Source organism: uncultured Gemella sp. (assembly GCF_963515875.1).
Classification (GTDB): Bacteria; Bacillota; Bacilli; order Staphylococcales; family Gemellaceae; genus Gemella.
Window position 1 is genome coordinate 1 of the sequence record NZ_CAUPZX010000054.1, and the last position, 10,863, is coordinate 10,863.

The following is a 10,863-nucleotide window of genomic DNA, read 5'->3' on the forward strand; positions in this document are numbered from 1 at the left end:
ATTTGTTCTTATAGATGAGATTTTCAGGTTTTTTGTCGGGAGAAATAAGAAGTTTATCAAGGTATTCGGGGTCATGCCAGTCATCCCAAGGTGCTAGACTAAAATAAGCTTTAATAAAATCATCAATAATAGCTGAACCTTCGGTATTAATACCAATAATATTTCCTTGTTCAATTAAATCAATATTAGGAAAATATTGTTTCAGTATATTTTTATTTACTATACCTTGTTGAATAATTGGCCAGAATCCTTTATCTAACGATTCTTCAGTAATAAACATAGCAGCAATAACATCGTTTTTATCTATTTTTATATCTTCATATAAAGGAAGGTTTTTTGAGGAAATTTTCATTTTGGTAATTAAGCAGGCTACACCTATCCAATCATATCTTCCAAGAATCTGTCCAACAGCTAAAAAATCATCTTCTATGGGAATGCCAAAATAATCGCCTACCTGCCATTTCTGTTTTTTTCTTGCCATTTTTTAAAGTTTCTTTCTGTAATTCAATAAGACATGGGAATTTTTCCACCTAAAAGGCGGCCCGAATGCCTTATTCAACATTGTCATAAATTATGTTTTATTTGTAGAAAATATATTATCTTCTATATGACAATTTTGAAAAGAGCAGTTAGATATTAAATTATCTTGTATATGCGTTGATCTGAATACACAATTAATAAATGTACAATTAGTAAATTTTGTATTACAAACTATTGCCGTAATAAAAGAACAATTAATAAAATTACAATTAGTAAAGGAACTATAGCTTATGAAAGCACCACGAAATGAACAGAAAGAAAATTTGAGACTTTCAATTTTCCTATGGGATATTTCGTATCTGTGAAAATCAATATTATCTATATGGGTTAACTGTCTAGAAATTAAAGCATCTAACTCTTTTGTTTCGATTTTAATTAGAGACTTTGTAATATTTTTAAGTAATTCTTGAATGTCATTTGATATCATTATTATTACCACCAATCTATAGGGTCTGGTTGTATATCTTTCAAAGGTATTCTTGGACACCCGTTACGTTGGTTTCGCTCTTCAGTTTGCCCCAATTATAATAATCCCCAAACCAAACCAGATTGCCGTCCTTATCGGCAATCTCGCGTGGGATGTCGATTTGGTCGCAGTGGAAGTAGTGGGTTTGTTGGCTACTTTCGCCTTCTTCGGTTGTCCAGTTGCGTACCTGCGCCAAAGGTTCGTAACTGTCGGGATTGGTGTAGAAATAGGTATACCTGCCGTCCCAAACAAATCTGGTTTCTTCTTCGAGGCCGTCTGAAACTTCTTCGTTTTTCAGATGGCCTTTGCCTATCCTTCGGCCCAAAGCATTGTAGCTGTACACCCAAGTTTCTTTCGAACCATCTTTTTTAAAGAATTCCGCTTTAACCAGTTGGTCATGCAGGTCGTAGAAGTAGTTCTGCACTTTTCCGTTGGCTAGTTCCCAGTGGGTCAGGTCATCGAAGTAGCCGTAGTAATAGCTGCTGTCATTGGAAGCTTCTAAGTCGTTTTTCTGATAGCCGGTTATCTTAGGTCAAGTTTTCTTTAGACGTCAGTAGTATCTCAGCATAACGATATTTTGCGCAGAAATGTTATTTTTTAGTGATAACAATACCCTCTAGTCCAACAGATGAATTTATATAATGAAAATTATATATTTCTTTATCTTCTATAAAGGGATTTATACAAGGAAAAAGTTTAATAATTTCATTTGGAATATCTTCTTTTCCCCATTCATGTATATCAAAAATAATATTTTGGTCCGAAACGTTGTTAAAATGAAAAAAAATTACTGAATTAAAAAAGATATTATTTTCATCGGATGAAAGTAATACGAGTAATTGATCATTTTTCTTATATAAAAAACCAACAATTTCCTTGTCATGTATATTCATTTCTTTTTTGCCCCACATTTATCTAGATTTTTCATGGAAATCTAAATCTTGACATTGGCTAATTGAATTAGGCAATAACAAAAGACTTACTCCACTTATAAATCTGGTTGTTAAGCTACTTAATCCAGGAAATACTTGTGCGCATTTGCCAAATTTTAAGTTGAATTTTTCCATTTTTGTTAATACTCGTCCTTCTCCTCGGACTTTATTTGGTGCTTTATCTGATGGATATTTCCAGTCACGTGCATGAAGGTCTCCAAAACCATGGTTATGATCAAAGTCGGTGTCTTTTACGGGGTTCCCTTTTGCATCATAGCTTCTAATTTGTATAGGTTTACCTGTTTTGGGATCTAATTTTGTTAAGTTTACTATGGCTTACTTGTGATTACCAGCTAGTAATAGGTCTATGCAAATTTACCCAAAATTTTAATAATGATTGTTCAAAAAAACGAAATTCGGACATATCTTTTTCTACAACTAGACCTAATTCTTTGAAAAGATATTTAGATTTCGTTCTCTCAATAACATCATATTGACTTAATAACTCAGTAAGCCCTTTTTTTGATGATATATCCATTTCATTATAGTATATTGCAAACTCTACTTTCTTATCATTGAAAATTGTAACCTCAGTTAACTTTTCATTATCAAACCTTAGTACAAAATTGTTTATCTCTATAATATTTTTTACCTTCGGGATAACATTGTTTGATATGTCATATTTTCTTATAACATCTGATAGAGAACAATTTAATTCAAAATCACCTATGCTCTTATAAGGAATAAATATTAATTTATCATGATTTAAAGTTGGGTTTTTAAGTTTACTTTTTTGAAAGTCTGAATACTTTTTACCTTTATTATCATATAAATCTCTTATACTCTCATCGTAAATTAATATCTGCAGAAACAAATTATCCTTATAGTCAACATATAAAACTAAATTATATTTTGGAAAAATATAAAAATAATTTTCTTCATCCGAAACTTCTATTAGAGGATCCCCCTCTTCTAAAAATTTTTCAAGATTTGAAAAGTTAATAACTTTTCCATTTAAGCAAAATTCATCACAATTCCTCAAGGAAGATACAGTAATCAATTCTGAATCAGATTGTATCTTGTGTTTTTTATTAAACTCTAATGAATAATTAGGATTATTTAAAATAACATCATCAAAGTCAGCCTTTTTTTGACCCAATACAATTCCATCCAAAGAATTATTCAATATTTTCAACATAATATATATCCTTTCCTGTATTTATCTATGTCAATTAGCTTCTCAGCCATCAGGAAAAACGACCTTTAGATAGAATGCCATTGCTAATGAGATTGTTAAAGAACAAATGTTTCAGACGACCTCAAAAAAAATAGTGAGGTCGTCTGAAAAATAGAAACCGCGTGCGTGCGTACCGCACACACCCTACGACAGGACTGAAGGTTTTCTCCGGGCTACGGCTTGCTGTAATCAATAACAGGAATTGGGTAGTTTTGAATTACATAGACATCATCAACATTACAAGTCTCATATATCCATTTATTCCAGTTATCTATTACCCATTGTCTATCTATTCCAGCAAAGTTATTTGATTCAGCTTCCTTTGGAAGTTTAATTAAAATCAATCCCGCTTTATGACCAGTAGATACAACAAGACCAAATTTTCTATCACTATCTGGAAATTCAACTAATATCAGATCAACATATTTTTCATGTGGATATGAACCTGGAAATCTAAAAACGGTACCATGCGTCAAATTACTATGATAATTTACTAATTTCTGCATCATTTAATCCTTATATCGTGTTCACTACTAGAATCTTGTTTACCTTTTTCATTTAAACACATATCAACTTCACCCATGTGTTTACCCTTCTTATTTAGTTTTTCAAACCTTCCATGTTGTGTATCTAAAGAATAAAAGTTTGTACCATCAGTATATATTGTCCTCTTTGGATTTAATCTTTCAATATTTTTTGCTCTTGTCCAAGTAGGCGTAGCGGCGGTTAAGTACGGTACAAAAAAGGTCGTCTGAAAATATCGAATCTTACTTTTTGTTTTTTTTCTTAGGATTTAATTCTTCTTTACGTTGCTTATAAAATTGCCAATATTTTTTGTCTTCCATAGAGAAAGGTGTGTAACGTAGCTCATTATAAGTTAGGTCAAAATATTTATAGGCATTTTCCATATCACCCAATTCGTAATAAACGATTCCTGTCCATATAAACACACCTGCTGCAGGTTCATCTTTTCGTGCCTCAAGTGCAATTAACATCCACTCAAGGGCTTTTTGATAATCACCTAATTTTTTATAATTTTCTGAAATACCACAGGCGATTGCTGAAGTAGGCTCAACGAATTGAGTGGCTGGTTTGGGTAAAAGTTCCCATGCCTGATTCAGAATATCAATGCGTTCCTCCGGCGTAGTAGCATCATTTGAGTTACATACAAAATCATTGATTTTTTTGTTTAATTCACAATTTACTTGATCTAAATACATAATTTATCCTTCTTAGATTAACAACCTTTAGGTAGCTTACCGTTTTTAGGTTTACGGAGTTTCTTATAACGTTCTTTGCTCTTTGCCCCACGGGAACAATTTCCTGGTCCATATTCTAATCGATAATTATTAGAATCAAGCATCCATTTCCGTACTGTCTGAGATTTAGCTCCATGATATTAAGTGTTTTGAATAAAGAAAATACCTGCTTGACTTCCAGATAGAAGTTTTTTCTTAACATTTTGGTCATAATAAAAATAACCAATACCATTCTGAAAAATATGTAACTTTTTATCTATATCTTCTTCTAATAATTGCAAGCAAAAATTAAACTTAGGAGAAGGATATATTATATCTTGTTCAAAATAAGGATTGCCAAAAATTTTGGATACATCCAATCCCATTCCATTATCTTCAAAGAATAAATGTTCATCTTCATTGTATTTTGCATCAGCTTCTTTATCAACTTCATCAAGTCTTTCAAAAAATTTTCTTTCCAAAGAAATACTTCCTAAATCTTGCTTGCCGATATCTTGTTCCCTTTCATAAAGAACAGCACAACTAAAACCATCATTTAGTAAAATTAAATCATCCTGACAATTAACAGTATATTTAGATGAAATAGAGTCTTTCACCCCTCCTAGTGCATGCTCCTCTATGGAAATAAAAACAGAAATATAATAATTTCTGCGAGGGAATACATTTTCAGGTAAAAAGTCAGAATAAAGAGTAAACAGATGCGTTTGATAGGTATCAGAATTTGGAACTTTAGGCCATAATTCTAACGGAATATGTTCGGCTCCTCCTCCAATATAACCAATACTATGTGGCGTTTTAGAAGAGGTAAAAAGTAATTTTGACATTTAAGTTTCCTTTTTACTATAATTTATCAAATCCAATAATTTCATAATCATTTTGCTCCTTCCATTCCTTCAAAGTATAAAGAAAAGGTAAGGAGAACATTTCTAATATTTTTTCTTTTAAATTTTCTGACACCATAAATGCTTCCATATACTTATATTTGGAAGACAGCAAAATATCCTTATCCGAATTAGTATATGCCTCCAACGAAAAACCTTTTTCATTTCTTCCTAAATCCGGGTAAACAATTTCATCCTCAATTTCCCAGCTAACTATTCTTACCAAATAATAGACTTCATTTGTCAATAGCTCACCTTTTGTATTGACAATAATCGCTTCGCTCATACCAAAATTATAATTAAATCCATATTTTTTAATAAATTCCAAAAAACGCGCTGACATGATAAAGAAGTTGTAGCCATAAGGTAGAAAATCAAAAGTAACACCTCTTGCTTTCTTTAAGCAGACATAAACCTTTTCAGGCATTGGAGGAATTTCTTGCCCCTTTACGAACCAACTCCATGGAAAGTCAAAATCAGGATGCGTTTTTTTAGGGTTGAATTCCTCTGATATCCCTACTTCCCCTAAGGAAACCTTAGGCACTTTTCTTTTCGCTAACTCATCTAAACTTTGTGCGCTATATCCCCACACCATTAATTTCTTCATAATTTCCTCCTAATCTAATCGTTTGGGTGAGTTGGTAGATGAACATCCTCCAACAGATATGAACTTACTCAACCGTTTTTTCAAACTTTCTTGTAAATCTTGTACACGCTGTCGCGCTTGTGCCTGTAATCGACCATGACGTGGTTGCGGTAGGCGAAACCGTGCAGTTTTTTACCGTCCCGTCCGTAAACGGCGGTCAAATTGCCGTAGCCGTCGTAGTCGTAGCGCACCAGTTCCTTACCATTAAAGGTGACGGAAGTGAGGCGGTGCGCCGCCGTCGAGAGAGGCGATTTAGTAGAGGTCGTCTGAAAAATAGAAATCTCGTGCGCACCGCACACACTCTACGTCGGGACTGAAGGTTTCATACAAGCTACAGTTTGCTTTTTTCATTCGAAAGAAAATTTTAACATTTTTGATAAGCGATTGATAAAATATAGAATTGCCAAATGTTCATCTTGGCAACAATATTCTTCGGTTCTCAATCCTCTTTCAGAATAGAATATATGCCATTTTTTATTTTCTTCAACAATACATAATGATTCATCATTTACTTCATTGATTGAGTAACTATCTTCTGGTACTCCTTTATTTTTAAGATATGAATCCAATTCATTAATTTTTAACATTTTCCTATTTTCACCTCTTCCAGATGCCCAGATTCTATATGATTTAACAGATTTTGGCAATTCATACTGTATCCCTAATCCAATCTAACCGAACCACGACATAATTTTACTTGCAGCTACATTATCAATTGGTTTCAGTACCCTATATATGGTATAAGGCTTTCGATTAGAACCAGGAGGTAAGGATCTCATAGGATATGGTGTTCCTACTGGAGATACAGATTGTCTCCGCCTGAAATCCCAATCGGATTCTGATTCACAAACCGACCCGCATCAGGCTTATAATATCTGAAGAAGTTGTAATGCAGTCCCGTATCATGGTCGACATATTGGTTTTGTAGGCGGAAGGCTTACTGAAGGATGGATAAGTGAGGGTTTAGAATTTCAGACTGCTTTTGGGATTTGTTAGATCTTGAAATTAATCCACACTTATACTAAATATTATAATGAATGATTTTTAACTCTATTCCTAACTCAGATAATAATTGAATTTGTTTTAAGGAGATTTTATATTCACGAGTAGCCTCATCGTTGGCCCAGCTGTAAATTATAAGCTCTTTATTTAGCTTATATTTTTTAAATATATAGTCTAAATTTTTCTTTATGTCTTCTATTTTTTGTATAATTTTATTAATTTTTTCATTTAAATTTTCCTCTTTATCTATACCAAAAGAATAGTAAGAGTGTTCAATTATAAATTGAACCTTTTTGTTTGGTGAGGTAAATAAATCTCCCTTACTATAAAACTCAGCATTTTTAATATTAAGTATTTTGTCTATTTCTTTCATGTTAATATAATCATTTGATTCCATATAAAATGTTACTTCAATTGAATTATTCAGCATCATTAAACCCCTATGTTATTTTATTGCGATAAAGCACCACTCAAAGCACCAATAGTAGCCACATCACCCAAAGGCCCATCTAAGGGGCTGACTATAGCTACGACAACTACAACTGAAAGACCAGCAATAAACCAATAATTTTTGTTAGCAGATCGTTTTTTCCCTTGTGTTGATGAACATTTTTTTGCTGGTGCGGTAGGAGAAGGTAGATCATCATCGCAACCAATTCCTATTCTAATAAATTCAGAAGAATTTTTTCTTCTTAATAAAAGTTCTCCAGTTTTATTTTGTTTATAAACATCATAATGAGATACGGCTCGTTTACCAACATAATCAGCTTTAAACGCATGTGGATCTGTGCCTATTTGATCTAAAATCCATTTCAATTCTTTTGGGTTAATTAGTTTACTATCTTTTGTATCTCCGTCATTACAACCAGACGACAATCCATATAAATCTACCCAAACTTGTACATTTTGAGAATAGTTATAAAAATTGCTTCTTCCCCACAAACCATTCGGATCCTGATTAACAAACCGCCCCGCATCAGGCTTATAATACCTGAAGAAGTTGTAATACAGACCCGTCTCACGGTCGACATATTGGTTTTACAGTCTGAACGGCTGGTGCACGTTCTTGTAAACCCGCTCATCCTTTTTCAGATGACCCCAGTCGGTGTAGTTGCCGTACCATAAGCGGTTGCCGTCCCTATCGGTCATCTCTCTCGGGATACCGATTTGGTTGCAGTGAAAGTAGTAGGGTTGTTGGCGATTTGGTAGAGGTCGTCTGAAAATATCGAATCTTACTTTTTGGTTTTTTTCTTAGGATTTAATTCGTCTTTACGCTGCTTATAAAACTGCCAATATTTTTTGTCCTCAATACTAAATGGATAATATCCAGCATCATTATAAGCAATATCAAAATATTTATAAGCTTCATCATATTTTTCAAGGTCATAATAAAAAATACCAGCTAACAGATACGTCCCTGCATTAGTGGTTCCTAAGTCAGCAACACTTAAAGCAATACTCAGCCATTCCTTAGCCTGTTCATATTTTTGATTTTTATAATACAACTCAAACAAAGCAATCGTAACCATTGTCGTTGGATGAGCCCATTGAGTTACTGGCTTGGGTATTAGCTCAAATGCTTCTTTTAATAACTTTTCTTGTTCTAAAAATGGTTTATTATAAGCCTCACAGACTAAATCATTAATCTTTGATTCTAATTCTGGATTAACTGCATCTAAATTCATAGCATACAACTCCTCAATAAAAATGAAACAATGTCAAAGGTAGATTTTACATGTCAGTCATGACCATAATTAGATTTCTGTCTAGGTCCAATTGGGTCAGTCATATCGTATCTACTTCGATTTTGTGCGGGCTACGACTTGTTACAAGGACTAATTATTGCATAATTTGTTGTTTTAATTTTTGGTCAAAAGAATTTTCCAGGAAGATCAAATCATGCTTGCTAAACAATCCATTATCATTTTCTAATACTTTTTTATCAAACAATAAAATATTCTGTATTAAAGGATCATTTAGTGGTAATTCATTCTTATTTATAATAAAAATAGCGGTTAATGCTTTAAAACGAAAAGCCTCTGGATAAAGTGCTAAATATTTTAAAACTTCTTTGCTACCGGAATGGAAGGCCATAATGATTGGAATATGATTTTGCTGCAAATGCTTTAATACATCTGGATAGATGTTTTTTGCATCATTCTCAGATTCAGGTAATTTAATGGTATCTCCATAAGGAAATGAGGTAATAGGGGGAGCTTTAAAGAAATGCGTCTGCGAGATAGATGGTTGTACAAATACTAAATCATATGGATTTGACGATTTATCATAAGGAGGAACATTTTGGGAGAAAAAATTTCCCATTTCAGAATTGTATGCATATAGGTGAAGTATGACCCCCTCGAAAGTACGAGAATTGCTAAAGGATATTTCACCATAAACATATTTTCCTTTTTTAAATTTAATTCTATCTTTTAGAAAATTAGCATCAGGAATATTCAAATTATTTTTCAAATATTCAATAAGACCTTGAATAAATTCTTTACTTTTCATAATTATCGTCCTTAAAATCAATCTTTCAATACTAAAGTCATAAAGCGAGCAACGCCTTTGGAGGAACCCAAATCCGTTTGCTTATCCTTATTTTTTGATGAAACCATATATGCAGCCTTCGGACATTTTCCTCCAACATTTTGCGATTTTTCAAATTGAATAACCCTGATCTCTTTTGACCTTTCGTTAATCGTCCTGTATTATTTTTTCCATGTTCTATCGAAAACTTTAATTGTTACTTCATCTGATAAAATTTTAAAACCTCTACTTTTTAAATACTTAGTTGCTTTATCAATTCCACGTTGAGCACTCTCTGATTGTACGGATAATCCTAATGGATCAACCCAGACATTTGCATTAGGCACAAACGAATAAAGATTCTCCCCACCCCACAACCTAATCGGGTCCTGATTCACAAACCAACCCACATCAGCCTCATAATACCTGAAGAAGTTGTAATGCAGCCCCGTCTCACGGTCAGCGTACTGGTTTTGCAGGCGGAAGGCGGTTGGTTTTACTGGCTTTGAAGACGAAAGCAGGTTTGCGGTTAAGGCGAACGTCAAGAAACTATTTATATTTTTCTAATAATTTTTTTCTCAATTCCGCAAATTCATCCGACAGATTATTTTTAAGTTCAGTATAAATTTCATCATCAATTTTACTTTGAGTGAATAGTGTCTTTTCAATATAAGGGATAACTTTTTTAGAACTAATTGAAATTAAAAATGCAATAATTTCATTGTAAATATAAGATTTTTCATTAAATTGGCTCAGTTTATCTATTAGTAAATTTTCAATTGATTCTGATTTATAATGTTTTCCTTTTAATCCATACAATACCCATGAAATAATTTTGTGATGCTTGCTGTTTAAATTTTTTATAAGATATTCTTTTATATAATTTCTTTTTGGGAAGTATGCGGAACTAAATGCAATAGAAATAATTATAGAATATCTATTCATATTCCAAATAGAACTAATATTATTTTCCACAGTACGAAATTCTTCTTCTCCTAGATTATATTTTTTGAATAGATGTCCTAAAGAAGATATTGCAGATGATTTCACTTTAATACTTTTGTCATTTTGAATAGAGTAAATTAATATAGAGAAAATTTCTTTCAATTCCGTAGTGCTAAGTTCTTCTTGTATTTGTCCCAAGATAAAATTTGCAATTGCTCTATGTTTACTATATCGACTAGTTAAGAGGATATTTCTGATTATATCAATAATCTCTTTATACTGAAAAAATTGTAGTCTTTTTGCTGCTTCATATTGAATAATAGTATTAGAATGTAGTAGTTTTTCTAATAAGTCATTGATTGATAGATCTTTACATTCTAAAAAAGCGTCAAAACTTGAAATTCTATCATTTACCATATTATTTTT

The 10,863-nt window shown here is 32.5% G+C and carries 18 protein-coding genes and 3 pseudogenes; all 21 read right to left on the bottom strand.

Going from position 1 to position 10,863, the window contains the following annotated elements:
* Positions 1 to 481: hypothetical protein (locus RWL85_RS07850; protein ID WP_105085090.1), on the bottom strand; the 481-nt coding region annotated here is incomplete at its 3' end.
* A 90-nt stretch (positions 482 to 571) separates the two neighbouring features.
* The gene (locus RWL85_RS08590; RefSeq protein WP_105085091.1) at positions 572 to 967 is read right to left on the bottom strand and encodes a pentapeptide repeat-containing protein; all 396 of its coding nucleotides are present in this window, start codon (positions 965 to 967) and stop codon (positions 572 to 574) included.
* A gap of 40 nt (positions 968 to 1,007) precedes the next feature.
* Complete coding sequence (locus RWL85_RS07855; RefSeq protein ID WP_199176414.1) at positions 1,008 to 1,430, bottom strand: RHS domain-containing protein; 423 nt, start codon at positions 1,428 to 1,430, stop codon at positions 1,008 to 1,010.
* A gap of 166 nt (positions 1,431 to 1,596) precedes the next feature.
* On the bottom strand, positions 1,597 to 1,917 hold the full coding sequence (locus RWL85_RS07860) for a hypothetical protein (protein ID WP_105085093.1): 321 nt from the start codon (positions 1,915 to 1,917) through the stop codon (positions 1,597 to 1,599).
* 367 nt (positions 1,918 to 2,284) lie between these two features.
* The gene (locus tag RWL85_RS07865) at positions 2,285 to 3,136 is read right to left on the bottom strand and encodes a hypothetical protein (RefSeq protein WP_314086825.1); all 852 of its coding nucleotides are present in this window, start codon (positions 3,134 to 3,136) and stop codon (positions 2,285 to 2,287) included.
* A gap of 212 nt (positions 3,137 to 3,348) precedes the next feature.
* Complete coding sequence (gene imm45, locus RWL85_RS07870) at positions 3,349 to 3,681, bottom strand: Imm45 family immunity protein (protein ID WP_105081855.1); 333 nt, start codon at positions 3,679 to 3,681, stop codon at positions 3,349 to 3,351.
* Complete coding sequence (locus RWL85_RS07875) at positions 3,681 to 3,968, bottom strand: colicin E3/pyocin S6 family cytotoxin (protein WP_314086854.1); 288 nt, start codon at positions 3,966 to 3,968, stop codon at positions 3,681 to 3,683. Before RWL85_RS07875 ends, imm45 begins: the two co-directional genes overlap by 1 nt.
* Entirely contained in the window at positions 3,943 to 4,395 is a 453-nt protein-coding gene (locus tag RWL85_RS07880; protein ID WP_314086827.1) for a hypothetical protein, read from the bottom strand. The genes RWL85_RS07875 and RWL85_RS07880 overlap by 26 nt, the downstream gene beginning before the upstream one ends.
* A 179-nt stretch (positions 4,396 to 4,574) precedes the next feature.
* Positions 4,575 to 5,258 carry a hypothetical protein gene (locus tag RWL85_RS07885; protein ID WP_314086830.1) on the bottom strand — a complete coding sequence of 228 codons (684 nt, stop codon included), beginning with the start codon at positions 5,256 to 5,258 and terminating at the stop codon, positions 4,575 to 4,577.
* Between the two features lie 16 nt (positions 5,259 to 5,274).
* Positions 5,275 to 5,922 carry an Imm43 family immunity protein gene (locus tag RWL85_RS07890; RefSeq protein ID WP_314086833.1) on the bottom strand — a complete coding sequence of 216 codons (648 nt, stop codon included), beginning with the start codon at positions 5,920 to 5,922 and terminating at the stop codon, positions 5,275 to 5,277.
* 80 nt (positions 5,923 to 6,002) lie between these two features.
* On the bottom strand, positions 6,003 to 6,260 hold the full coding sequence (locus tag RWL85_RS07895) for an RHS repeat domain-containing protein (protein ID WP_314086836.1): 258 nt from the start codon (positions 6,258 to 6,260) through the stop codon (positions 6,003 to 6,005).
* A 48-nt stretch (positions 6,261 to 6,308) separates the two neighbouring features.
* Positions 6,309 to 6,608, bottom strand: a complete 300-nt coding sequence (locus RWL85_RS07900) for a hypothetical protein (RefSeq protein ID WP_314086838.1) — start codon at positions 6,606 to 6,608, stop codon at positions 6,309 to 6,311.
* 24 nt (positions 6,609 to 6,632) lie between these two features.
* Positions 6,633 to 6,758: pseudogene (locus RWL85_RS07905) on the bottom strand (glycohydrolase toxin TNT-related protein); the annotation flags it as partial.
* Positions 6,755 to 6,883, bottom strand: a pseudogene (locus RWL85_RS08595) (RHS repeat-associated core domain-containing protein); the annotation flags it as partial. The pseudogenes RWL85_RS07905 and RWL85_RS08595, both read right to left, overlap by 4 nt.
* A gap of 99 nt (positions 6,884 to 6,982) precedes the next feature.
* Complete coding sequence (locus tag RWL85_RS07910) at positions 6,983 to 7,336, bottom strand: DUF4279 domain-containing protein (protein WP_314086839.1); 354 nt, start codon at positions 7,334 to 7,336, stop codon at positions 6,983 to 6,985.
* A gap of 77 nt (positions 7,337 to 7,413) precedes the next feature.
* Positions 7,414 to 7,986: pseudogene (locus RWL85_RS07915) on the bottom strand (RHS repeat-associated core domain-containing protein); the annotation flags it as partial.
* 15 nt (positions 7,987 to 8,001) lie between these two features.
* Positions 8,002 to 8,187, bottom strand: coding sequence for an RHS domain-containing protein (locus RWL85_RS08600; RefSeq protein WP_399533799.1), 186 nt, complete (start codon positions 8,185 to 8,187; stop codon positions 8,002 to 8,004).
* An 8-nt stretch (positions 8,188 to 8,195) separates the two neighbouring features.
* Entirely contained in the window at positions 8,196 to 8,648 is a 453-nt protein-coding gene (locus tag RWL85_RS07920) for a hypothetical protein (protein WP_003743400.1), read from the bottom strand.
* A gap of 154 nt (positions 8,649 to 8,802) precedes the next feature.
* Positions 8,803 to 9,474: a hypothetical protein gene (locus tag RWL85_RS07925; RefSeq protein WP_314086846.1), complete on the bottom strand. Its 672-nt coding sequence runs from the start codon at positions 9,472 to 9,474 to the stop codon at positions 8,803 to 8,805.
* A 200-nt stretch (positions 9,475 to 9,674) separates the two neighbouring features.
* Positions 9,675 to 10,037, bottom strand: a complete 363-nt coding sequence (locus RWL85_RS07930; protein WP_314086849.1) for an RHS repeat-associated core domain-containing protein — start codon at positions 10,035 to 10,037, stop codon at positions 9,675 to 9,677.
* 4 nt (positions 10,038 to 10,041) lie between these two features.
* A partial coding sequence (locus RWL85_RS07935) for a hypothetical protein (protein WP_314086852.1) occupies positions 10,042 to 10,863 on the bottom strand: 822 nt, incomplete at its 5' end.

Excerpts from the sequence above, each read along its gene's own strand:
- RWL85_RS07865 (WP_314086825.1), bottom strand. The coding sequence starts at position 3,136 with ATGTTGAAAATATTGAATAATTCTTTGGATGGAATTGTATTGGGTCAA.
- RWL85_RS07890 (WP_314086833.1), bottom strand. The coding sequence starts at position 5,922 with ATGAAGAAATTAATGGTGTGGGGATATAGCGCACAAAGTTTAGATGAG.
- RWL85_RS07920 (WP_003743400.1), bottom strand. The coding sequence starts at position 8,648 with ATGAATTTAGATGCAGTTAATCCAGAATTAGAATCAAAGATTAATGAT.
- imm45 (WP_105081855.1), bottom strand. The coding sequence starts at position 3,681 with ATGCAGAAATTAGTAAATTATCATAGTAATTTGACGCATGGTACCGTT.
- RWL85_RS07885 (WP_314086830.1), bottom strand. The coding sequence starts at position 5,258 with ATGTCAAAATTACTTTTTACCTCTTCTAAAACGCCACATAGTATTGGT.
- RWL85_RS07910 (WP_314086839.1), bottom strand. The coding sequence starts at position 7,336 with ATGAAAGAAATAGACAAAATACTTAATATTAAAAATGCTGAGTTTTAT.
- RWL85_RS07925 (WP_314086846.1), bottom strand. The coding sequence starts at position 9,474 with ATGAAAAGTAAAGAATTTATTCAAGGTCTTATTGAATATTTGAAAAAT.
- RWL85_RS07860 (WP_105085093.1), bottom strand. The coding sequence starts at position 1,917 with ATGTGGGGCAAAAAAGAAATGAATATACATGACAAGGAAATTGTTGGT.
- RWL85_RS08590 (WP_105085091.1), bottom strand. The coding sequence starts at position 967 with ATGATATCAAATGACATTCAAGAATTACTTAAAAATATTACAAAGTCT.
- RWL85_RS07880 (WP_314086827.1), bottom strand. The coding sequence starts at position 4,395 with ATGTATTTAGATCAAGTAAATTGTGAATTAAACAAAAAAATCAATGAT.